Source organism: Gluconobacter thailandicus F149-1 = NBRC 100600, assembly GCF_000964465.1.
GTDB lineage: Bacteria > Pseudomonadota > Alphaproteobacteria > Acetobacterales > Acetobacteraceae > Gluconobacter > Gluconobacter thailandicus.
In genome coordinates this window covers 24913-47261 of sequence record NZ_BANH01000078.1, presented here as the reverse complement: position 1 = coordinate 47261, position 22349 = coordinate 24913, and the positions used below count along the sequence as shown (strand labels likewise).

General features: G+C 55.9%; 25 protein-coding genes and 1 CRISPR repeat array. Of the genes, 15 read left to right on the top strand and 10 right to left on the bottom strand.

What is annotated here, in order from left to right:
* Positions 1-84 precede the first annotated feature (84 nt).
* The 3 genes from B7444_RS16660 to B7444_RS15020 form a co-directional block, all read right to left on the bottom strand.
* Positions 85-258, bottom strand: coding sequence for a NepR family anti-sigma factor (locus B7444_RS16660; protein ID WP_007281990.1), 174 nt, complete (start codon positions 256-258; stop codon positions 85-87).
* A 205-nt stretch (positions 259-463) separates the two neighbouring features.
* Positions 464-1039 carry a sigma-70 family RNA polymerase sigma factor gene (locus B7444_RS15025; RefSeq protein WP_007281989.1) on the bottom strand — a complete coding sequence of 192 codons (576 nt, stop codon included), beginning with the start codon at positions 1037-1039 and terminating at the stop codon, positions 464-466.
* Positions 1040-1155: 116 nt separating this feature from the next.
* Positions 1156-1644: a sigma-70 family RNA polymerase sigma factor gene (locus B7444_RS15020; RefSeq protein WP_007281988.1), complete on the bottom strand. Its 489-nt coding sequence runs from the start codon at positions 1642-1644 to the stop codon at positions 1156-1158.
* Between the two features lie 220 nt (positions 1645-1864).
* Here B7444_RS15020 and B7444_RS15015 point away from each other — a divergent pair, with 220 nt between their 5' ends.
* Entirely contained in the window at positions 1865-2596 is a 732-nt protein-coding gene (locus B7444_RS15015) for a response regulator (RefSeq protein ID WP_007281987.1), read from the top strand.
* 58 nt (positions 2597-2654) lie between these two features.
* Positions 2655-4466 (top strand): ABC-F family ATP-binding cassette domain-containing protein, encoded by a 1812-nt coding sequence (locus B7444_RS15010; RefSeq protein ID WP_007281986.1) that lies wholly within the window; start codon positions 2655-2657, stop codon positions 4464-4466.
* A 15-nt stretch (positions 4467-4481) separates the two neighbouring features.
* Here the strand turns inward: B7444_RS15010 and B7444_RS15005 are convergent, their stop codons facing one another.
* Positions 4482-5477 carry a Gfo/Idh/MocA family protein gene (locus B7444_RS15005; protein WP_007281985.1) on the bottom strand — a complete coding sequence of 332 codons (996 nt, stop codon included), beginning with the start codon at positions 5475-5477 and terminating at the stop codon, positions 4482-4484.
* A gap of 162 nt (positions 5478-5639) precedes the next feature.
* Between B7444_RS15005 and secD the strand changes: the two genes are divergently transcribed.
* Both secD and secF read left to right on the top strand, forming a co-directional pair.
* Positions 5640-7181 (top strand): protein translocase subunit SecD, encoded by a 1542-nt coding sequence (gene secD, locus B7444_RS15000; protein ID WP_007281984.1) that lies wholly within the window; start codon positions 5640-5642, stop codon positions 7179-7181.
* Between the two features lie 5 nt (positions 7182-7186).
* Positions 7187-8134: a protein translocase subunit SecF gene (gene secF, locus B7444_RS14995; protein ID WP_007281983.1), complete on the top strand. Its 948-nt coding sequence runs from the start codon at positions 7187-7189 to the stop codon at positions 8132-8134.
* A gap of 75 nt (positions 8135-8209) precedes the next feature.
* Here the strand turns inward: secF and B7444_RS14990 are convergent, their stop codons facing one another.
* Together B7444_RS14990 and mscL are read right to left on the bottom strand one after the other, a co-directional pair.
* Positions 8210-8542: a hypothetical protein gene (locus tag B7444_RS14990; RefSeq protein WP_007281982.1), complete on the bottom strand. Its 333-nt coding sequence runs from the start codon at positions 8540-8542 to the stop codon at positions 8210-8212.
* Positions 8542-9000, bottom strand: a complete 459-nt coding sequence (mscL, locus tag B7444_RS14985; RefSeq protein ID WP_007281981.1) for a large conductance mechanosensitive channel protein MscL — start codon at positions 8998-9000, stop codon at positions 8542-8544. The genes B7444_RS14990 and mscL overlap by 1 nt, the downstream gene beginning before the upstream one ends.
* A gap of 192 nt (positions 9001-9192) precedes the next feature.
* On the opposite strand from mscL, the gene rpmE reads away from it, so the two are divergent.
* The 6 genes from rpmE (at position 9193) to B7444_RS14955 (ending at position 12881) form a co-directional block, all read left to right on the top strand.
* Entirely contained in the window at positions 9193-9417 is a 225-nt protein-coding gene (rpmE, locus tag B7444_RS14980) for a 50S ribosomal protein L31 (RefSeq protein WP_007281980.1), read from the top strand.
* Between the two features lie 155 nt (positions 9418-9572).
* A complete protein-coding gene (locus B7444_RS14975) occupies positions 9573-10070 on the top strand; it encodes an Hsp20 family protein (protein ID WP_048855211.1) in 498 nt (165 codons plus the stop codon).
* Positions 10071-10282: 212 nt separating this feature from the next.
* Positions 10283-10867 (top strand): DUF1013 domain-containing protein, encoded by a 585-nt coding sequence (locus B7444_RS14970; RefSeq protein ID WP_007281977.1) that lies wholly within the window; start codon positions 10283-10285, stop codon positions 10865-10867.
* Positions 10868-11029: 162 nt separating this feature from the next.
* Complete coding sequence (locus tag B7444_RS14965; protein WP_007281975.1) at positions 11030-11230, top strand: YdcH family protein; 201 nt, start codon at positions 11030-11032, stop codon at positions 11228-11230.
* A complete protein-coding gene (purE, locus tag B7444_RS14960) occupies positions 11230-11754 on the top strand; it encodes a 5-(carboxyamino)imidazole ribonucleotide mutase (RefSeq protein WP_007281974.1) in 525 nt (174 codons plus the stop codon). The genes B7444_RS14965 and purE overlap by 1 nt, the downstream gene beginning before the upstream one ends.
* Entirely contained in the window at positions 11751-12881 is a 1131-nt protein-coding gene (locus B7444_RS14955; protein ID WP_007281973.1) for a 5-(carboxyamino)imidazole ribonucleotide synthase, read from the top strand. Before purE ends, B7444_RS14955 begins: the two co-directional genes overlap by 4 nt.
* A gap of 18 nt (positions 12882-12899) precedes the next feature.
* Here the strand turns inward: B7444_RS14955 and radC are convergent, their stop codons facing one another.
* The gene (gene radC, locus B7444_RS14950; RefSeq protein WP_007281972.1) at positions 12900-13658 is read right to left on the bottom strand and encodes a RadC family protein; all 759 of its coding nucleotides are present in this window, start codon (positions 13656-13658) and stop codon (positions 12900-12902) included.
* Positions 13659-13784: 126 nt separating this feature from the next.
* A CRISPR array of direct repeats spans positions 13785-14119; the repeat unit is 30 nt; unit sequence GGTGTTCCCCGCACGTGCGGGGATGAACCG.
* A gap of 78 nt (positions 14120-14197) precedes the next feature.
* Positions 14198-14893 carry a JAB domain-containing protein gene (locus B7444_RS14945; protein ID WP_007281971.1) on the bottom strand — a complete coding sequence of 232 codons (696 nt, stop codon included), beginning with the start codon at positions 14891-14893 and terminating at the stop codon, positions 14198-14200.
* Positions 14894-14920: 27 nt separating this feature from the next.
* On the opposite strand from B7444_RS14945, the gene B7444_RS14940 reads away from it, so the two are divergent.
* From B7444_RS14940 to B7444_RS14920, 5 genes are read left to right on the top strand one after another with little or no spacing between them, the layout of a single operon-like run.
* Positions 14921-17149 carry an ATP-dependent helicase gene (locus tag B7444_RS14940; protein ID WP_007281970.1) on the top strand — a complete coding sequence of 743 codons (2229 nt, stop codon included), beginning with the start codon at positions 14921-14923 and terminating at the stop codon, positions 17147-17149.
* Complete coding sequence (locus tag B7444_RS14935) at positions 17149-18054, top strand: 50S ribosomal protein L11 methyltransferase (protein WP_007281969.1); 906 nt, start codon at positions 17149-17151, stop codon at positions 18052-18054. The genes B7444_RS14940 and B7444_RS14935 overlap by 1 nt, the downstream gene beginning before the upstream one ends.
* A 2-nt stretch (positions 18055-18056) precedes the next feature.
* On the top strand, positions 18057-18587 hold the full coding sequence (locus B7444_RS14930) for a GNAT family N-acetyltransferase (protein WP_007281968.1): 531 nt from the start codon (positions 18057-18059) through the stop codon (positions 18585-18587).
* Positions 18584-20374, top strand: coding sequence for an aminopeptidase P family protein (locus B7444_RS14925; protein ID WP_007281967.1), 1791 nt, complete (start codon positions 18584-18586; stop codon positions 20372-20374). Before B7444_RS14930 ends, B7444_RS14925 begins: the two co-directional genes overlap by 4 nt.
* 43 nt (positions 20375-20417) lie before the next feature.
* Positions 20418-21251: a transglycosylase SLT domain-containing protein gene (locus tag B7444_RS14920; protein WP_007281966.1), complete on the top strand. Its 834-nt coding sequence runs from the start codon at positions 20418-20420 to the stop codon at positions 21249-21251.
* Between the two features lie 9 nt (positions 21252-21260).
* Here B7444_RS14920 and B7444_RS16875 read toward each other — a convergent pair whose 3' ends face one another.
* Both B7444_RS16875 and B7444_RS16870 read right to left on the bottom strand, forming a co-directional pair.
* Positions 21261-21428 (bottom strand): hypothetical protein, encoded by a 168-nt coding sequence (locus tag B7444_RS16875; RefSeq protein ID WP_167626899.1) that lies wholly within the window; start codon positions 21426-21428, stop codon positions 21261-21263.
* A gap of 476 nt (positions 21429-21904) precedes the next feature.
* Positions 21905-22114, bottom strand: coding sequence for a hypothetical protein (locus B7444_RS16870; protein ID WP_186004350.1), 210 nt, complete (start codon positions 22112-22114; stop codon positions 21905-21907).
* Positions 22115-22349: the final 235 nt, after the last annotated feature.

Sequence of the window (22349 nt, the reverse complement as noted above, 5' to 3'; positions counted from 1 at the left end):
AGAGCTTGAATCACATCAGATCGATTTTCCAAACAGGCTCTTAAGACCGCCGACCTGAAACACCTGGCCGGGCTTTAAGCCTTCTCATTTGTTGCGGTCTTCTTCGATCAGTTTGAGAAGTTCGTCAGGAATCGGTTCATTCGCGACATCGTCAAAGAGCTGATGAAGTCCGCGACTCAGCCAGACACCAAAAGGAGAATCATTTTCTTCTGCTTTTGATTTTCCGGATGAGGATGGGGACTTGTCTCCTCCGGTCATGTTCTAGTCCTGAGCCTTTCTGTGACAAAGGAGAGCAATCGCTCCTGTCCCTGCAAATGCCTGCCATCAGTTGCCCCATATCAAGAGACAACTGATGGCAGCAGCAACGAAATGTTTACAAAATACGACAGGCTTGTCGTAATTGCCTTAGTTCCGAAATGGACGAAACTCTAACGTTCACGCAAGGGTAAAAGTTCACGAAAGCTCAGGAAAGGAACAGATCGTCCGAAGATTTGCCGTCACGATGGCGAGCATCAATGGCTTCACGGAGCGCCTTGACCTTCAGGCGCAGCTTGTCATTGCTCGGCATCTCGCCCGTCATCCAGGCTTCAAGCTGACGACGTGCCCGGAAAACACGGCTCTTTGCTGTGCCAACGGCGCAATCGGTGGCTTCGGCCAGAGCTTCGTAGCTCATGCCCTGAATGACGACCATGACAAGGGCTTCGCGCTGATCGGCTGGAAGGCGGGACAGGGCAAGAGACAGGTCTTTGAGTGCAAGGCTGTCTTCATGAGTTGCCGGACTGGCAAACGTGGAGGCTGGCACATCATCGATATCTGTTGTCTCACGGCGCTTACGCAGATCCGAGATAAAGCGGTTGCGGAGAATGCGATGCATCCAAGCCGAGAAATTGGTACCTGGGATGAAGCTGTTCTGGGCGGCAAGAGCGTTACACACGGCGTCCTGAACAAGATCCTCCGCAGCAGCACGGTTGCGTGTCAGGGACAGAGCCTGAACGCGAAGCTTCGGAAGAATGGCGATGACCTGATCATGGAACGTCATGGGAAATACTCCTGATTTCGTCCTGTTTCATGGGATCAATGAACGAGGCTTCAGGATCGTTGCATCCAGAGGATCTTTTTTTATATTTTTTTAAAAAATCGTTATTTAACAGTTTTTTAGATGTGAATTTCGCTCAGATTTTCCGTCTCGGTCAAAGCGGCTAGTTGGCTGCGGGCTCTCGAAACACGGGCTTTCATGGTGCCTGGAGGGACATTACAGATGCAGGCCGCATCTTCGTATGAAAGTTCCTGTGCTCCCACCAGGATAATGGCTTCACGGAGAAGGTCAGGCAGTTTCCAGAGGATTTCACCAAGATCCGTAACTGCGTCCCTGGCGCTTTGCATCGAGGGAGCTTCAGACGACACAGGCATATCGAGTTCGAAATCCTGCATGACCTCCTGTTCACGGGATGAGCGTCTGCGCTGTTCGTAAAAGGCATTTCTCTGGATTGTGAACAGCCACGCTTTCAGGGTTGTCCCTGTTTCAAACTGGCTCTGGGATGCCAGCGCGCGAACAACAGTATCCTGCACGAGATCGTCCGCCGCAGTTGCGTCTCGTGTCAGGAAGCGAGCAAAACCGCGGAGATCGGGGAGCGTTTTCAGCAACTCCTGATGAAAGGAAGTGCCTCTTCTCTCCTGTGGAGCCGGTGTAGCGCCGGAAACAGGTTTTGGCAGAGGACTGTCCTTTCAAAGGAAGGCGTGAAGTATGACTGTATAACGGACACTAGGCGCGTCATGCTGGTCGTGTCATGATTATTCAACTGCCGCAAACGGATAGCTTTCCATAAGGTTTCCGCGCGGCCATTCTGCAAGAGGCCAAGGACTCATGACTGACACGGCACGTCAGGAACTTATTGCGGCGCTGCCCTATGCCCGTCGTTTTGCCCGCGCGCTCGCTGGAGATCAGGCACAGGGAGACCGGCTGGTTGCTGGTGCCCTGAAAGAACTTCTGGCTGATGAGAAGGCAAACCTCCCTGCCCGACTGGCTCTTTATGGCAAGCTTGTTCAGGAATTTTCACAAAAATCGGCCTCTCATACGGGCATGACACTCACGCAGAGAGCCTTGCTTCTTTTGACATCTCTGGAAGAACAGTCTCTGTCATCGGCGGCGCGGGCGCTTTCGATGTCTGAAGATGAGGCGGCCGGGGAACTCGGGATTGCGCGTCAGGCCCTGCAAGGGATTGCCCAGACGTCTGTCCTTATTATCGAAGATGAACCCATCATTGCGATGGATATTCAGGATCTGGTTGAACGGTGCGGTCACAAGATCGCTGGGGTGGCTCATACGGAAGCCGATGCAGTCAAGCTGGCTGCGGAGACAAAGCCAGGTCTGATTCTTGCGGATATCAATCTGGGTGGTGGTGGAGATGGCATGCATGCTGTGGGCCGCATCCTGAAGACGCATGAAACGCCCGTCATCTTCGTAACGGCTTATCCGGAGCGTCTTCTGACGGGAGAAGCGCATGAACCTTCGTTCGTGATTACGAAGCCTTTCGAGCCCCTGGCTCTGGCTGTCGCGACTTATCAGGCTGTAACTGGTGGTGTAGCGCCGGTTTGAGATGAAAACAGAGACTGGGTGCCTTGCGGGCTAACGCCTCCTGCGACACATAGGGGGTATGTCGGCACCCATCCTTCTTCTACAGAACATTACTTACACTCTTGGCGGACGCCCGCTCCTTGATGGAGCAGAGCTTGGCGTCCTGCCAGGAGAACGGATTTGCCTTGTTGGGCGGAACGGCTCGGGCAAATCCACGCTTCTCAAAATAGCAGCGGGCGATATCACCGCTGATGACGGAACGCGTTTCGTTCAGCCGGGGGTAAAGGTGCATTATCTGGCCCAGGAGCCAGATCTCTCCGCATATCCCTCGACATTCCATTACGTTGCTGATGGTCTGGATGAGACGGAACACTATCGTGCCCGCGCCATGTTGGCTGAGCTTGGCATGACGGGCGACGAAGGATGCGAGAGGCTCTCTGGCGGAGAGGTTCGTCGTTGTGCCCTTGCCCGCGCTCTGGCTGCCGAGCCGGATCTGTTGCTTCTCGATGAGCCGACCAACCATCTCGATCTGCCGACAATTACGTGGCTTGAAAAAGAGCTGGCTGCCTCTCGGTGCGCCATGATCGTCATCAGCCATGATCGTCGTCTTCTGGAAACGCTTTCCCGAAGCGTTGTCTGGCTTGAGCAAGGCAAGACGCGTCGTCTGGATCAGGGTTTCTCGCGCTATGAAACCTGGCGCGATGAGGTTTTGGAGCAGGAAGAGCGTGACGCTCATAAGCTCGATCGTCAGATCGCCCGCGAAGAAGACTGGATGCGGTACGGTGTAACAGCGCGACGGAAGCGGAATGTCCGTCGTGTGGCCGAACTTGCGACGTTGAGGAACAACCGTCGGGAAATTGCCTCCCGTGGGACTGGCACTCTTCGGATGGCTGCCACTGAGGCCGAGGGTGCGGGAAAGATCACCATTGGTGCGGAAAATCTTGGCTGGACCTACGGTGACCGCCAGATTGTCAAGAATCTTGATCTGAAGGTTCTGCGTGGAGACCGGCTTGGGCTCGTAGGAGCGAATGGTGCTGGTAAAACAACGCTCATCCGCCTGCTGACGGGCCGAATGGCCCCTCAGGAAGGCTCGGTTTACATTGGTCCATCTGTGGCAATGGTCACGCTGGATCAACAGCGGGAAAGTCTTGATCCAGCAAAAACGCTCTCCGATACCCTGACGGGTGGTAGTGGCGACATGGTGCAGGTCGGGACAGAGAAGCGACACGTCATTGGCTACATGAAAGATTTCATGTTCCGTCCAGAACAGGCTCGGACCCCTGTTGGGAAACTGTCAGGTGGAGAACGTGGACGTCTGGCTCTAGCCTGTGCGCTGGCAAAACCGTCCAGTCTCATGGTGCTGGATGAGCCTACCAATGACCTCGATCTGGAGACGCTGGATCTGCTGCAGGACATGCTGGCCGATTATGCAGGCACGGTTCTGCTCGTCAGCCATGATCGTGATTTTCTCGACCGTGTTGCTGGATCGGTTCTGGTGTCCGAAGGGAACGGGCAGTGGATCGAGTATGCTGGCGGATATTCTGACATGCTTGTTCAGCGGCGTGGTGAAGCTCCCGCTGAACGGAGTGTCGATGAGAAATCCCAAGAAGTTTCAATTGCTAAAAATACTGTAAAATCAGATAAAAAGCAGACGAAGCTAAGCTATAACGACAAGCGCACGCTGGATCTTCTTCCTGGGAAAATGGCCAAGCTCGAGAAGGAAATTGTAGTCTATCGCGAAGCTTTGGCGGATCCGGGACTCTATAGCCGGGATCCTGCGAAATTCACAAAGATCAGTGACGCTCTTCAGGTTGCAGAGAATGCTCTGACTGAGGCTGAAGAGCAGTGGCTAAATCTTGAAGCCAAGAAAGAAGAGCTGCAATCTCAATAAGATGCTGATGTGATTTCAGGTCTTGTCCATCACGGGAATAAGGCCTGAAAGCTCCATGGTTTTTCGGGAAGCATGAATGCTTTCTGTAACGCGTATTGCAGCGTCAAGAGCGCGAATTCCTGCCTGTGCGTCTACAAGTACGGGGGCAGCGGTCAGGCATGAAGCAGCGAAAGCTTGATGCTCTACTGTCAGGTTATCGTGATCATTCCAGCTTATGGCTTCTCGTCGGAAGCCGCCGGTGCCCGGAAGTGGTAGGCCGCGCTCACGCCCGATAAAGCTCAGTTTGCGCTCCATGAAGTCAGCAGACAGGTATCCGTCCTGTGAGAAAAGCCGCATACGTCGTTCTGTTTTAAGGGAAATCCGGCTTGCGGTAATCGTGGCCACGCAACCATTTTCGAAGCGTACGCGAGCATTGGCAATATCTTCATGCTCGCTCGATACGGCCGCGCCGATGGCGTCAATGGCGGCAATCGGGCTATCCACAATTGCCAGAACCAGATCAAGGTCATGGATCATCAGGTCGAGAATGACTGATACGTCCGTTCCGCGCGGCTTGAATGGTGCGATGCGGGTTGCTTCGATGTAAAGCGGCTTTGTGATGCGTTTGGTAATGGCCTTATGTTCTGCAGAATATCGAAGGAGATGCCCGACCTGGAGGACCTTCCCTGTTTTCGCAGCGATTTCCGCTAGTCGATATGCCTCGTCCAGTGTTGCTGCGATGGGCTTTTCCACCAGAACATGACGATCGGCTTCAAGTGCCTCACTGGCCAGCTTGAAATGGTACTCGGCAGGTGCTGCGATGATGACAGCTTCGACATCTGCAAGAAGGGCTTCGTAAGTAGGGGCTAAAGCGCATTTTGCTTCGCGGGCAACAATAGCAGCCCTGGCCGGGTCGGGGTCGAAGAGCGCAACCAGATGTTCATCCGGATTTGCTGCTGACTTGAGAGCGTGAAACCGCCCGAAATGACCGGCACCGACGATGCCGACCCGAAGCTGTCGCCGAGTGTTCATGCGTGACAGGATTACCAGCCTGCCGCGACTTCGCAAAGTCGTCAGGTCCAGAATAGGCCTGCAATGTTGGTGAAAGGTTGCATCGGCATTGCGGAAGCGGCATGGTCCCGCGCAAGAAACTCGAACCGTCCAAACCCGCCGAGGACATCTCGACCCGTTATGATGTATTACAGCCGGCTCAGACTGCTGGGCGTCGTAGGCGTTTGCCTGATCGGCCTCCTGCTTTGTCTGCCCAATTTCATGCGTGCCCCCACGCCGTCCCTGCCCTGGCGGCAGATCCATCTTGGCCTTGATCTTCGTGGTGGATCCTATCTGCTTCTTCAGCTTGACCTGAAGTCTCTTGAGCACGACCGCTTGCAGTCTTTGCAGGATCAGGCCCGTCAGACCCTTCTGGACAAGTCCCTTGGTTACCGGGACTTCCAGAAGGACGATCAGACTGCCAGCCTCAGCTTCGAGCCGCGTTCTGATGAAGAGCGCGCGTCTGCTCTGAAGACCATGCAGGATCTTCCGGTTGTGGTGCCGAACGAGTTCCACGTCGCTGAAGCTAACGGCCGCATTGTCCTGACGTTGCAGCACGATGCCATGTTGGCCCGGGCACGCGATGCCGTTGCTCAGTCCATCGAAATTGTGCGTCGCCGTATTGATGCGACAGGCGCGATTGACCCGAGCATTGCCCGCGAAGGTGATGACCGGATTGTGGTGGAACTGCCTGGCGTGAGCGATCCGGAGCGGATCAAGACGCTGCTGGGCACGACCGCTCGTCTGACGTTCCGTCTGCTGGCGCCTAATCCAAGCGTTGCGAGCCCGGGTTCGACGATGCTTGAGGATATCAGCACGCACTCTCAGGTTGCTGTTCAGGACCATGTCGACGTTGATGGCACCGACCTGACGAATGCTGGTGCTGTCATTGATCAGCAGAGCGGTGGCTGGGCTGTGACCTTCCAGCTCAACAGTGCTGGTGCGACAGCCTTTGCGAACACGACCCGTGCGAATGTTGGCAAGCGTTTTGCCATCGTGCTGGATGACAAGGTCATTGAAGCGCCAAACATCATCAATCCTATCACGGCTGGAAGCGGTCAGATTACGGGTGGATTTGATGCACACAGCGCCTCTGATCTTGCTCTTCTGCTGCGTGCTGGCGCCCTTCCCGCTCCGCTCGCCGTGATTGAACAGCGCACGATTGGCCCGAGCCTTGGTGCGGCGTCCATTCATGCTGGTATCATCAGTCTTGGTGTCGGTTTCCTGCTGGTCGTTGTGTTCATGGTGCTCTTCTATGGACGCTTCGGCCTTTATGCAGATATTGCCCTGTTCGCGAACCTGATCCTGATGGTGGCGATCCTGTCGCTCTTCCAGGCAACGCTGACGCTGCCAGGTATGGCGGGTATGCTGCTGACATTGGGTATGGCTGTGGATGCCAACATCCTGATCAACGAGCGTATCCGTGAGGAAGTGAAGCGCGGGCGTGGACCATTGCAGGCTCTGCAGGCCGGGTTCGAACGCGCGACCAGTACGATCGTAGATAGTAACGCAACCGCGTTTCTGGCCCATGTCATGCTGTTCGTGTTCGGCACGGGGCCTGTGCGAAACTTCGCCCTGACCATCACGATCGGTATCGTGACGACCCTCTTCACGACCCTGCTGCTGTCACGCTTCCTTGTCGTGCGGTGGTATGCCCTTGCCCGTCCCAAAGAACTGCCGGTCTGAACGTCATGCTGTCACGTCCCCTTCTCCGCTTTGTCCGTGACGATCGGCGCATAAACTTCATGCGCGGCCGTCACATGGGGCTTATCGTCTCGGCGGTTCTCTCCATCGCGTCCGTCATCCTGTTTTTCCAGCCGGGCCTGAAGCTCGGTCTCGATTTCCGGGGTGGCATTATTGTCGAGGCTCAGACGCCAGGTGCGGCTGATTTTGGCAAACTGCGCTCTGCTCTCGAAAAGGCAGGAATTCATCCGGATGCCGTTCAGGCTTTCGGTTCCCCGCGTGATGTGCGGATTTCGATCAACGCTCCGGATGGTACGGATCGTGAAGCTCAGACGCAGAAGCTTGTGGATGGTGTGAAGACCGCCATTTCTGCTGCTGAGCCCGGAACGCAGGTGCTGCGGGCAGATGCTGTCGGTGCTTCCGTGTCTTCCGAGTTGTTCCGGGATGGCCTGCTGGCGCTCGGTTTCAGTCTTGCGATGATCCTGGCCTATATCTGGATCCGTTTTGAACGTGAATTCGCCATCAGTGCGGTTGTCACGCTGATTCTTGATCTGACAAAGACAGTCGGTTTTCTGGCCATCACCCGCTTTGAATTCGATCTGGTGATGGTGGCAGCGCTGCTGACGATCCTTGGTTACTCAACCAATGATAAGGTGGTGGTTTATGACCGGATCCGTGAAAATCTGCGGAAGTATCGTACGATGCCGCTGCGGGAGCTTCTGGATCTTTCCATCAACGAGACGCTGAACCGTACGCTCGGCACGTCCATGACGGTGTTTCTGGCGGCTCTGCCACTGGCCCTGTTTGGTGGCAGTACCCTGACGGGTTTTGCGACTGTCATGCTGTTCGGCATCGTGGTCGGGACGTCTTCCTCCATCTTCATTGCGGCTCCACTTCTGCTGCTGATGGGTGAGAAGCGTCTTCGGAAGGGTGGTTCCGCTCCTGAAGCGGAATGAGCTTTTCTTCAGAAGTTTGAGACAAAAAAACCGGCTCCTTAGAGGGCCGGTTTTTTTGTGCGTGATTTCTGGGTTTTAACTTGAAAAGCTGGTCAGAAGTGCGGCGATTGCAGCGTCTGCTTTCCGGTTTTCCGAGGAGGTCTGAAGGCGCATTGCATTCAGAACGGCCTTTTGAGCGCCATGGTCCAGAGAGATCAGCTTTGGAACATTCTGGGCGGTAATCCTTCCCCCCATCAATGCTCCCCGCGCCATGCCGTGAGCCACGAGATAAGCGTACAGTCGAGCATTGGGAGATGGTGGCACGCCTTCCATCGGGCGTGCCACACATCCTGCAAGCAGGCCTGTCATCAGAACAAGTGCACTCATTTTCTGAATGAAGGCCGTTCCGAGAAAGGTCTGCTTGGACATCAGGAAGCCTTGTTGGCGAGAATGTCGCGGATTTCCGTCAGCAGAACTTCTTCCTTGCTGGGTGCTGGCGGAGCGGCTGGTGCAGCTTCTTCCTTGCGGTGAAGCTTGCCGATCAGGCGCACAACCCAGAAGATGAAGAAAGCAACGATCAGGAACTGGATAACAGCATTCAGGAAGACGCCGATATTGACGGTGACGGCCCCGGCCTTCTGCGCTTCTTCCAGCGTATTCTTGACCGGGCCTTTAAGCGTGATGAACAGGTTGGAAAAATCCACACCGCCCGTCAGAAGCCCGATGAACGGCGTTAGCACGTCCTTGACAGCACTGTTCACGATGGTCGTGAAGGCTGCGCCAATGATTACACCGACGGCGAGGTCCAGAACATTGCCGCGCATGATGAATTTCTGGAAGTCGCTGACCCAGCCCGGAGTGTGCAGGGCGCGTTTCGTTTCGCTCATATAGAAACCTTTCTTGGGGGAGCCGCAGGAATGCGGTTGCAGGCCGGAAAAGTTATGCCTGCATCAGCCCAGAAATAAACGGACTTGGGTGATCCCGTAAAGTCTGCTTTCATCCTGCGGTACTTTCCGTTATACGCGCCTCATGATTCGCTCCGGTCGGTATCGGAGCTTTCTTTCTGGAGTAGAGAATTCATGAAATCCGGCATCCATCCCGACTACCACGAAATCACCGTCATCATGACCGATGGCACCGAATACAAGACCCGCTCCTGCTACGGCGAGCCGGGTGCCACCCTGCGTCTGGACGTTGATCCGAAGTCCCATCCGGCATGGACGGGCGTGCAGCGTATGCTCGACACCGGAGGCCAGGTTGCCAAGTTCAACAAGCGCTTCGCTGGTATCGGTACCCGCAAGTAAGCTTGTCTGCCTCCATGCGCGCCTCTTGAAGGTCCGCAGGACAGGTACCATCTGGAATATCGGTCATGATGCCTTTCGGGTCATGGCCGATAGACCAATCGCAGTTCGCCTTTTTGGGAGCTGCATCAGATGAATCCTGCCTTAAGGAGGTTTCCATGTCTTATGACTTTACGCCGTTGTTTCGCAGCGCAATAGGCTTCGACCGCTTGGCCCGTGTGGCCGGGAATGCTGCCAATGCTCAGGCCATGCCGAGCTATCCCCCCTACAATATCGAAAAAACAGCAGAGACGGATTACGCTCTGACCATGGCGCTTGCCGGGTTTGGGCCGGAAGACGTTGAGGTGCTTCAGGAAGACAATACGCTTGTCATTCGAGGAAGGGTGCCAGAAAGCAACCGTGAGCGTGAATGGCTCCACCGTGGGATTGCAACGAGGGCATTTGAACGTCGTTTCGTTCTGGCAGACCACACGGAAATTGATCAGGCAGAGCTACGGAATGGTTTGTTGACCATTGTTGTGCGGCAGGTCGTTCCTGAAGCTGCACGTCCGCGCCGCATCCCGATTGTTACTGGGCCTGCGGGTTCTGTTATGGCCCCGGCAGCCATGGGGGCAGAAAGCTGTCGCCGTCAGGTGGAAGCTCCTCACGCTGCCTGAGTAAAAACGGCAGGGCTGCTTTTTGAACAGCCCTGCTATTTCGACCTTGACCAGAGACCGGATGGTGCCCCATACCGTTCTCATTATCGCCGCGCATCCAGCAGGTGCCGCGATCATATCCCGAGCGGGTCTCAGTTTCTCCTCTCCGGGTACGCCAATCGGTGCCTGCGCTTTCGCGGGCCCCTGAAGCGCCCCAAAAGGAACGCACTGACATGACCCTGCCTTTGATGCCCAAGGCCACGGCCGTCTGGCTGATCGAAAAAACCGGCCTGACATTCACACAGATTGCTGAATTCTGCGGCATGCATCCGCTTGAAGTGCAGGCTATTGCTGACGGTGAAGTTGCTGCCGGGATCAACGGCTATGATCCTGTCAAGAACCATCAGCTTTCCGAAGCCGAGATCAAGCGCTGCGAAGCCAATCCCGACAGCAAGCTCAAGATTCTGTCTTCCGGTAGCCCGGTGAAGCGTCGCGCCAAGGGTGCACGTTATACGCCGGTGGCCAAGCGTAATGACCGCCCGGATGCGATTGCGTTCATTCTGCGTCAGTTCCCGCAGCTAACGGAAGCCCAGATCGTCAAGCTGCTTGGCACGACGAAAGACACCATCATCAAGGTGCGTGACCGCCAGCATTGGAACAGCGCCAACATCAAACCGCGTGATCCGGTCATTCTGGGACTTTGCACCCAGATGGACCTGAATGCCGCTGTATCTGCAGCAAATGACCGTCTTGCCCGCGAAGGTCATACCCTTCCGGTTGTCAGCGCATTTGACGCCCACGAAGACGAAGCTCTCTAATCCACAGGAAGAGGATGCAGCACCAGGCAGGGCTGCATCCTTTTTTGTTGGTGGGAGCCGTGAGTGGTCCATGCCTTTTTGGCTGTGATATGGAGACATGGTGGTGGACGGAACGGTTTCAGTTCTCCATCATGTCCTGATAGAGTTCCGGGACTGACAGCAATGATGACCGACAATAATGCAATGCTCAGACGCCTCCACGAACTGCGGAGCGAGCATCGCGATCTTGATACGGTCATTGAGCGCCTGGTGGACCATCCCCTTAATCAGCTCCAGCTCCAGCGCCTTAAAAAGCGCAAGCTGCAGCTCAAAGACGAGATTTCCTGGATCGAGACCCGTCTGATTCCGGATAACATTGCCTGATGAGCCAGATCCTTTCTTCCAGCGAGATCATTCAAGCCGAAGACGCCGTGCGCGTCGGCGTCATTATGGGGAGCCAGTCTGACTGGGAAACCATGCGTCATGCCTGCGATATTCTGGATGAGCTGGGCATTACCCATGAACGCCGGATTGTTTCTGCGCACCGTACGCCGGATCGTCTTGCTGACTATGCCCGGACTGCGCGTGGTCGTGGATTACATGTGATTATCGCCGGTGCAGGGGGCGCGGCCCATCTGCCGGGTATGTGCGCGGCCTGGACGTCCCTTCCCGTTCTGGGGGTTCCGGTTGAGAGCCATGCCCTGAAGGGGCAGGACAGTCTTCTGTCCATCGTTCAGATGCCAGGGGGCATTCCTGTGGGAACGCTGGCCATCGGCAAGGCAGGTGCGAAGAATGCGGGTCTTCTGGCGGCTTCCATCCTGTCACTGGCTGACGCTGAACTTGCTGCGCGGCTTGATGCATGGCGCGGAACGCAGACAGCTGCTGTCGCGGATGTGCCAGTCGAATGACGGTGCAGAAGAACGCTGCGTTTGAACCAGGCAGCACGATTGGTATTATTGGTGGCGGTCAGCTTGGGCGCATGTCAGCAATGGCTGCAGCCAAACTGGGATATCGTGTTCATATCCTGAACCCTGCTCCGACAAGTCCGGCGATCGAAGTTGCGGCCTCTGCGACGGTCGGATCATATGATGATCCGGCTGCTCTCGAAGATTTTGCGTCTCGTTGTGACGTTGTGACATTTGAATTCGAGAATATCAGCGCCGAAGGTCTGTCCCTGCTGGCGAAGCGTCGGCCTGTTCGGCCTGCGGGCGAAATCCTGCGTGTCAGTCAGGATCGTATTCTGGAAAAGACATGTCTGACGGAAGCTGGTGTTGAGCTTGCTCCCTGGAAGGCTGTGTCTGGCCCTGACGATCTGGAAGCTATTGAAGAACTGGGTTTTCCCCTGATCCTGAAAACCACGCGCTTTGGTTATGACGGCAAGGGTCAGTTCCGCGTTGAAAGTGCTGAAGCTCTTTCTGCACTGAAAGATCTTCCGTACCCTCTTGTCGCCGAAAAGATGATTGATTTTCAGCGTGAGCTGAGCGTCATGGTTGTTCGGGGGCTGGATGGAACGGTTCGGTGCTTCGATACGGTCGAGAACCGGCACCGGAACGGTATTCTGGATGTCACCCTTGCCCCGGCCCGGATTATGCCTGATGTGGCTCAGGAAGCTCAGGCGATCGCGACGAAAATTGCGGTGGAGCTGAATCTTGTTGGTCTCATGGGGGTGGAAATGTTCCATGGGGCGGATGGTCAGCTTCTGGTGAATGAAATCGCCCCTCGCCCGCACAATTCCGGGCACTGGACGATGGATGCCTGTCTGATCGACCAGTTTGAAATGCATATCCGCGCTGTGGCCGGTCTGCCTTTGCCGCCTGCGCGTCGTCATTCCGACGCCGTTATGCATAATCTTGTCGGCCCGGAAGACATGGCGCGTGTACCGGCCATTCTGGCGACGGACGGCGCATCGCTTCACCTGTACGGCAAGCGGGAGGCGCGTCGGGGGCGTAAGATGGGGCACGTTAACACGATCTTCCCCCGTGGGGCTCTTCCCGGGGAGCTGGCGCTTGAAGGTCTTCTTCCCCCGCATCTCTGAAACGGCACGGACCTGACTTCAGAGCAGGCCAGTGCGCTGAAAGCTCGTGTGGCGGCCGTTTCCGATAATGAGATGGTCTGTCAGCTCAATGCCGACCACGTTCAGCGCGGTCTGAACCTGCTGTGTCATCTGGATGTCCGCCTGAGAGGGTGTTGGGTCACCGCTAGGGTGGTTGTGCACCAGGATGAGAGAGGTTGCCTCGACTTCCACGGCGCGTCTGGCGACTTCTCTTGGATAGACAGGTGTATGGTTGACGGTCCCCCGCGCCTGAGCTTCGTCCGCGATCAAGCCCTGCCGGTCGTTGAGGAAAAGAATGCGGAACTGTTCGATATTTTCACGGGCAAGGCGGGCTGTCAGATAATCGAGCAGTTTCTGTTCGCTATCGAGCAGATCCGCGGTTGGTAGCCGTTCCCGGTTATACCGAAGCGCGGCCTCCTGCAGCACGCGGATCATGGGAATCATGGGGCTGCCCATATCCCTGATGCCAGCGAGTTCCCGGTTGCTGGCGGAAAGCAGGGCCGCCAGCGAACCGAAGCGTTCCAGAAGCGCCGGGACAAGACTTTCGGCTTTTTGTTCACGACCCGTAAAAAGATGGACGATCAGCCTCAGAAGTGTGTCGTCGTTCAGATGACGCCCTCGCCCACTCAGGAGTGCAACAGGAGCAGGAATCGTTTCGTGATCCGCTGCCTCCGGCGCGGCTGTAGCTGGTATGGCCTGAAGGAAGGGGCTTCCCAGACAGTCAGAAAATCCATCTTCAGAAGGCTGAGTGTTGGTCATTCGTTTTTCTGGCACTGTAACCCGGACGAGATCAAGGCGTCGTCAGCCTCTCTCGGAAAGGTTGAAAAAATCGGTAGATTTTTCGGGGGCTGTTTTTCTGTTGGAAAACAGTTATCTAACAGGAAGAGTGTTCCCCGCACGTGCGGGGATGAACCGGCTTTCTTTTTTAGCGCTCTGCTTGGACCCGTGTGTTCCCCGCACGTGCGGGGATGAACCGACTGCACGACATGTCTGAACGTGTCTGACGGGGTGTTCCCCGCACGTGCGGGGATGAACCGAGCCGCCTTCCGCGTCAGATTGGTATTGAATGGTGTTCCCCGCACGTGCGGGGATGAACCGCTGTCTGGCGCTGATCTGACTCCAGAAGGCGGGTGTTCCCCGCACGTGCGGGGATGAACCGGCCCGCGACAAAACAGGAGGCTGCTCACCAGGGTGTTCCCCGCACGTGCGGGGATGAGCCGGGCTCAGGAGAACACCAGCTTTCTTTCATTTTATGTTCCCTGCATACGCAGGATTTTTTTTGAAGCAGGGTGTGAGGCTTAAAGGAGACCTTCCTGACGTAGGCTGCTGAGTTTTTTGTCTTCATTGCTTAGAAGGATGTCATGCAAGACGATGGAAAGTGGCTTAAGTGCGGTTTCCAGAGTTCTTGCAGCCGTTGACAGGGCTGGTGATCTGAGAGCGGGTTGGACATGCAGGCCGATAATGGCGGTAGCATGTAGCGCCAGTGCGCGAATGGCGATGGCGCGGTTCAGGAAGGTGATATCCTCCTCTTCGGGGGCCGCTTCATCCGCAAGGAGGCGGTTGCGGTTATCCAGATAAAGGATGCGAAGCTGTCCGGAAACCGCGCCTTGTAATGTCGTTTCAAGATAGCTTGTCAGTTGTGGCCAGTTCCCCAAAACAGGACGCTCGCGGCTTTCGGCAGAGGCAAGACGTTCTGCGGCGACTGACGGAAGGCGAAGAGCGCGGATGGTATCGTCGTTCAGTCCGGCGTTCCGCAGATCGCGTGTTGGTGCGCGAAAGACGTTGATCAGGCTTCCGAAGTGGCTGATGAGGCCTTTTGCGAGCGGTTTTGTGTCCTTGCGCGGGATGCCCAGGAACAGCAGCATTTCCAGAATTTCGTAATCGGCAAGGGTCTCCGCACCGTTGGTTTCGACGCGGGTGCGCATCCGGGCACGGTGTCCCTGGGGGCCGGTACCGCGTGTCAGGTCGATCCGGGAAGATGATGTGTTGGCCATAGGACCATCACACTCTATATCGGGAGTGTGCCGCAAGACCCTCTCATCCCCACGCCCGAATATCTCTCCCGCCTGAACCCGGAGCAGAGACGTGCCATCGAGACAACCGAAGGCCCGCTTCTGATCCTTGCTGGTGCAGGCACGGGAAAGACCCGCGTTCTCACGACGCGTTTTGCCCATCTGCTTCTGACGGGCCGTGCCTATCCGAGCCAGATCCTTGCCGTGACCTTCACCAACAAGGCTGCGCGTGAAATGCGCGAGCGTGTTGGGGCGATCCTTGGCGAGCCTGCCGAGGGGCTTTGGCTTGGCACCTTCCATGCCATTTGCGCGCGGATGCTGAGGCGTCATGCGGAATATGTGGGCCTGACGAGTGGGTTCAATATTCTGGATACGGATGATCAGCTTCGTTTGCTGAAGCAGATCATGGAGCCGTTTCGGCTCGATACGAAGCGTTGGCCGCCTAACCAGCTCATGGGTATTATCCAGCGCTGGAAAGATCGTGGGTTGACCCCGGATCGGGTAACGCCTGCCGAGGATACGGATTTTGCCAACGGGCAGGCTCTGGCTATTTATCGTGGGTATCAGGAACGGCTGATCCAGCTCAATACCTGCGATTTCGGCGACCTGATGCTACACATGGTGGAGATCCTGCGGTCCCAGCCGAATGTGCTGGCGCAGTATCATCGGATCTTCCGTTATATTCTGGTGGACGAGTACCAGGACACCAATACGATCCAGTATCTCTGGCTGCGTCTGCTGGCGAAGCGGGAGCATGGTCCATCCAATATTGCCTGTGTGGGGGATGACGATCAGTCGATCTATTCCTGGCGCGGGGCTGAGGTGGAAAATATCCTCCGGTTTGAGAAGGATTTTCCCGGAGCGGTGGTGGTGCGGCTGGAGCGTAATTATCGCTCAACGGCACAGATCCTTGCCGCTGCTGCGGGCTTGATTGCACATAACGAAGGCCGGTTGGGCAAGACGCTGCGTCCCGGGCGTGAGGATGCTCAGGGCGAAAAAGTCCAGATCATCGGCGTTCGCGATTCCGATGAGGAAGCCCGGATTGTCGGCGGAGCGATTGAGCGTCTCCACGCCGATGGGCATCCCTTGTCTGAAATGGCTATTCTGATGCGTGCGGGCTTTCAGACGCGGCCCTTCGAAGAGCGCCTGATGACGATAGGTGTCCCCTATCGGATTGTCGGCGGTTTGCGGTTCTATGAACGCGCGGAAATCCGGGACTGTCTGGCGTACATGCGGGTTCTGTCGCAGCCTTCTGATGATCTTGCGTTCGAGCGTATCATCAATGTTCCCAAGCGGGGTGTGGGCGCTGTTGCAGTGCAGAAGCTGCATGGCCTGGCGCGTGCCCTGCCCTGCCCGCTGACGGCTGCTGTTCTGACGCAGATCGAACAGGGTGCGCTCAAGGGAAAGTCCAAGGAGGCTCTGACCAGCCTGATGGAAGCGTTTCAGCGTGCGAAAGCGACGCTGGAGACGGAAGGTCAGGTTGTGGCGGTCGAGCAGCTTCTTGAGGATAGCGGTTATTTGCAGATGTGGCGCGATGATCGTTCTGTGGAAGCGCCGGGGCGGCTCGACAATATCCGTGAGCTTTTGCGGGCTATCGGTGAGTTTGCGACGCTTGAAGGCTTTCTCGAGCACGTTGCACTCGTCATGGATACGGAAAGCGAGACGACTGATGACAAGGTCAGTCTCATGACGTTGCATGGTTCCAAGGGGCTGGAGTTCGATACGGTGTTCCTTCCTGGTTGGGAGGAAGGCGTTTTCCCGTCCCAGCGGTCTCTGGATGAAGGCGGAAACCGCGCGCTCGAAGAAGAGCGACGTCTGGCATACGTTGGTCTGACGCGGGCGAGGCTCCGGGCGATCGTTGTTCATGCGGCCAGCCGGCGCATTTACGCGAACTGGCAGGCTTCGATGCCAAGCCGGTTCATTGAGGAAATTCCGTCCGAATACGTTCAGACGAGTGGGCAGTCCGTTGAAAGCCGGAGGCAGGCTGCGGCAGCCCCTTCCATGTTTGCGTCCGGGCCTTTCACGAGTACGCGTCGTCCTTCAGGGATGCCTCAGACCCCTCGTCCACGCATGACGGACGTACAGCCGCAGGCCAATGTTCCGGTTGGGGCGACGGTTTTTCATCAGAAGTTCGGTGAGGGCACCGTGATTGCGGTGGATGGTAGCCGACTGGAAATCAACTTTGAAAATGGCGGCGTCAAGCGCGTCATGGCAAATTTCGTGGAGATCAGATCGTGATGGCACCCCGCAGCATTGGCCGACGCCATGCCAGTGCGCTTGAAACCCTGTCCATTACGGTAGAAGAGGAATATGTCCCCCTCTTCGAACAGGCCCTGATGTGTGTCTGTGAGACCGTTGGTATTTTCGAGGCTGATGACGAGCAGAAATACTGGCGCCTCGAAGGCGTCAAGGATATTGGCTACAAGGAAGACGAGCTTGAAAGCGCGCTGGCTGTGGCTCGCCTTCTGACGGGATGTGACGCTGAACTTGTTCGGGAAGCGACCGAGGCTGAAGGCTGGCTGGCGCGGACGTATGAGTCCTTTCCGCAGCAGAATGTTGGCAAGCGATTTGCTATTCGCGGCACGCATTTGCATGGCGCCCCGGACCAGTCCCGTCTGACCATCACGTTGGACGCAGGCATTGCCTTTGGTTCCGGAGAGCATGGCTCGACACGAGGCTGCCTGCGCGCACTGGAAATGGTCGCTTACCGCCAGCCACGTCATATCCTCGATATGGGGTGTGGATCTGGCATTCTGGCCATGGCGGCTGCCAAGCTTCTGCATCGTCCTATTCTGGCTGTTGATATCGAGCCCTGGTCTGTGCGGACGGCAAAGGCCAATGCACGGTTGAATGGTCAAGGCAACCTGCTGGACTGCCGGTTTGGGAATGGCTGGAATACCAATCAGGTCCGGGTGAAAGCACCTTATGATCTGGTGTTCGCCAATATTCTGGCGCGTCCGCTCTGCCGGATGGCGCAGTCTCTGGCACTGAATCTGGCCCCGAACGGAACGGCCATTCTGGCTGGACTGCTCTACACGCAGGCCAATATGGTTCTTGCAGCGCACCGTCGTCAGGGATTGGTCCTTGAACGGCTATTGCGTGAAGGCGACTGGGCGACACTGATCCTGCGCAAGCGAGGCTGAAAATGGCGGTCGTGATCCGGCACGTTCAGGATGAAGATCTACCAGCGATCCTGCGGATCACGAATCATGCCATTGCCCACACGGATGCCCTGTGGATCAGCGTCCCCTTCACGTTGGAGCAGCGTCAGAAGTGGGTTGCTGATCGTGTGGCTCTGGGTTTCCCGGTGTTTGTGGCAGTTGACGAAAATGGCGACGTTTGCGGGTACGCTTCCTACGGGGCTTTTCGTGCCTTTGAAGGTTACGTCAGGACAATCGAACACTCGGTGTATGTGGATGTAGGACATCAGGGACGCGGTCTCGGTCGTATGCTGTTAGCCCGATTGATTGATCATGCCCGACAAGCCGGTTTTCACGTCATGGTGGCTGGTATTACAGCTGGCAATGAGGCCTCAATCGCTCTTCATCGCCAGTTTGGTTTTCAGAACAGCGGTATTTTACCTCAGGTCGGGCGAAAAGGTGGGCGTTGGCTCGATCTTCTCTTCATGACGCTCTGCCTTGAGGTGGCATTCGAACCGGAAAAGGATTTTCCATGACCGTTTCTTCCATTCCCCTGACCGAGCGCCCGGCTCTTGTCCGCAAGGCTTGTGAGGCTTTGGGTGTATCAGGGTTCATCATTCCACGGGGAGATGAATATCTCGGGGAATATGTAGCGCCCTGCTCTGACCGTCTTGCCTGGCTGACGGGTTTTACGGGAAGCGCGGGTCTTGCTGTCATTTTGCCTGATGCGGCGACCGTATTTTCCGATGGTCGTTATACGGTTCAGATGGAAGAGCAGGTTCCGCACGCATTGTGGGAGCGTCAGCATGTGGCTCTGGAGCCGGCTTCGGACTGGCTGGCGGACAAGGCTGTGGGTCTGCGCGTGGGCTACGATCCAAAGCTGGTCAGTCGTTCCATGCTTGCCTCATGGGCTTCGCCGGGCGTTGAACTGGTCCCGCTAACGGTTAATCCCATTGATGAGGCCTGGACGGATCAACCTGTCGCTCCGGCGAGCACAGTTGCTGAGCAACCGCTGGCGCTGGCAGGAGAAAGCAGTGCGAGCAAACGGGAGCGTCTTGCTGCGTTCCTGACACGTGCAGGTCAGGACGCTGTCGTGCTGGCGGATTGCACATCCATTGCGTGGCTTCTGAATATTCGTGGCAATGATGTCCCCCTGACCCCTGTGGCGCATGGTTATGGTATTCTGCATTCAGACGGCCGGGCAGAACTGTTTGTAAATCCTGCTCGTCTTGATGCCAGTTTAGCCAATGCTCTAGGCGCTGATGTTGCGGTTTATGCGCCGGCTTGTCTTGAAGAGCGTTTGGGTGTGCTGGCGGGCAAGGTTGTTCGTCTTGATCCGGTGACGACGCCTGTGTGGTTTGAAACGACCCTGAAGGCTGTGGGTGCCAGGGTGATGGATGGCAATGATCCATGCACCCTGCCCAAGGCCGTCAAGAACAGTGTTGAGCAGGAAGGATCGCGTCAGGCGCATAAGCTGGATGGGATTGCGATGGCGAGCTTCCTGCACGCGTTGTCTGTCTCGGCAGCTGGTCAGCATGAGACCGATCTGGTGGATCGTCTGAACGGTTTCCGGGCACAGTCTTCTGATTATCGCGAGCAGAGTTTTGATGCGATTTCTGCGGCCGGACCAAATGGTGCGTATCCGCATTACCGCGCTGAAGTCGGCAAAGATCGAGTTCTGACACCAAACAGTGTTTATCTGATTGATAGTGGTGGCCAGTATCCGTTCGGTACGACGGATATTACCCGCACGCTGTGGATCGGACCTGATGCGGCGCCCCAGGCTATCAAGGAAAACTTTACGCGCGTTCTGAAGGGCAATATTGCTCTGTCTCGTGTCCGTTTTCCGCCGGGAACGACCGGGCACCGTCTGGATACTCTGGCGCGTGCGGCTCTTTGGGAAGTTGGTCTGGATTACGATCACGGGACGGGTCATGGAATTGGCAGTTATCTGTCTGTTCATGAAGGGCCGCAGAATATTTCCCCGGCCCCTCGCCCGACAGCTCTGGAAGCGGGCATGATCGTCTCCAATGAACCGGGATATTACGAGCCGGGCGCGTACGGCATTCGCATCGAGAATCTGATGCTCGTAAAACCGTCGGCCTATCGGGGTGCCAAGGGCGTTTTTCTTGAGTTCGAAATCCTGAGCTATACGCCGATTGATCGGGAACTGATCGATGTGACGTTGCTGGATGACGCTGAACTGGCGTGGTTGAACACCTATCACGCTGAAGTTCTGACGCGCGTTGGGCCAGACGTTGAAGCGGATGTGCTGCCGTGGCTTGAACAGGCTTGCGCTCCCCTGATGAGAAATAACGCCTGATTCAGTAAGCGTTTATTCATATTTCCTGATCATACAGAGCAATATGACCGGGACATATCTCTTTCTGCTTTTCTGTATTGTGCTGGGCTTCCCGGGTTTCGGGTATGCCAATGACTGGGATGCGACGGGCAGCGTTTGTCATGAGGCAGTTGCTGTCGCCGAACGGGAAGCTGGTATTCCGTCCGGGCTGCTGGGCGCTATCAGTCATGTGGAGAGCGGGCGTCGCGATCCGCTGTCCGGTCACGTTGTGGCGTGGCCCTGGACCGTAAATGCCGCAGGACGGGGATATTTTTACGGTTCAAAAGCTGAGGCCCTTTCTGCTGTAGAAGACTTTCGCCGGGCAGGTATTGTTTCAATCGATGTAGGGTGCATGCAGATCAATCTGCATCACCACGCTGATGCTTTCTCATCACTTGAAGAGGCATTCGACCCTCTTAGCAATGCTCGGTATGGAGCACTGTTTTTGAGAAATCTTTTCGCAAAGCTTCACGGGTGGCCTGCTGCAACAGCGGCCTATCATTCACTGACCCCTGCTTTGGGTGCCGAATATGAACAGCATGTGATGGCCGTCTGGAATGGGAGGCCTGACACTTACAGGCCACCTGATTTCCTGCCTCAAATTGTCATGACAGGTGCTGGACCCCAGATCGTCATGCCAGAACCGCCATGGCATTCATCCAGTCAGCGTCAGTATGCCTCTTCTCAGCCTACCCCGACCCCGCAGTCGGGAAATGCGGGCCGTTTGGTTTACGGGCCACCGCCTCGTGTGATCAGGTACCCCACAAATTCTGGAAGCAATGCATCTGGCGCAGGCCGCGGCCGGGATCTGATGTCCTACAGGTCTATGCCTGTCAGGCTGGCCTGGCGCCAGAACTAAAAACGAATGTCAGTTGTGTGGAGCTGTCCAGTGGTTCTGCTTGTATCCTGAATAGGGGCCAGGTGTGTCGCCCTGGCGCCAGTGTGTTCGGTCTGTCCGGTCGTTATGGTGGTGATCGACGCAGGCCGTCAAAGACAGGGCAAGCAGAATGGGCCCCAGAAGCAAGTGGAACCTCATGATGTTTCTCCGTTAAAGGCCAGCCGGATATAAGCGGGCGGACGATAACGTTTTATCTGGATCAGTGTTGCTGAGGGAAACCTGTCAAAAGATGATAGAGGTAGAGCATGAGGCGATATAGCCCTTTCAGAAGCTCCCAGAGATCACGAAAGACCTCAAACGGATCAAAATTTCCACCAATAGACAGCTTGAGGATCCCCTGAAGGCGAATGTTGCACGCTGGCTTTTTGCAGAGTGGGATTGGCTCTGCTGTGCCGGTGTATGCGATGCCGGACGATATAGCCCAGCAAGGTCATTTGTTTCGCTCAGGCTATAAGGCAGACAAACATGTCTCATCAAGATATTCTGTGTGACGCTTGGTTTCAGCCGAGGTGTCTGGGATCGCTTCTTCGTGGAAGTGCCCAGGCACGTTGTTTGGTAAGCTGAGTATGTAAGAAAATGGGCGAAAATCTCTCTTTTTGAGAAGAAGCGGGCACTTACTCCCTTAACGGTGGATAAGGTGAAGGATTTGGCTCTTCCGGAAGTTCGGGGCCAGGCCATTCGTCAGGTTCTGATTCTGGCTCTTCTTCCGATGGATCATCAATCATTGGATCGCCATCGGGGTATGGATCATAAGGATCCTGCTTTCCGGGATAATCAAGAAGAACAGATGCGTGAGCTGAGTGGATGTAAGCTTGAAACGACATGGTTGTCTCCTCTGAGAAGAACATTCAATCGTTGAGGATGCTAAAGGTTCACCGGTGCATCAAAGAAAGCCTGATCCCGTAAAAAATCATGGGCTCTGACATGCCTACACGAAGATGTCGAATTTTATTTCAGAAGTATTCTTTAATTGACAGTGCTTTATCGTTTGGTGCGTGCAGTTGGGAATTGCTAATATTTAGTGTCACAAAATCATAATACAAGTAAATTTCTTCCAGA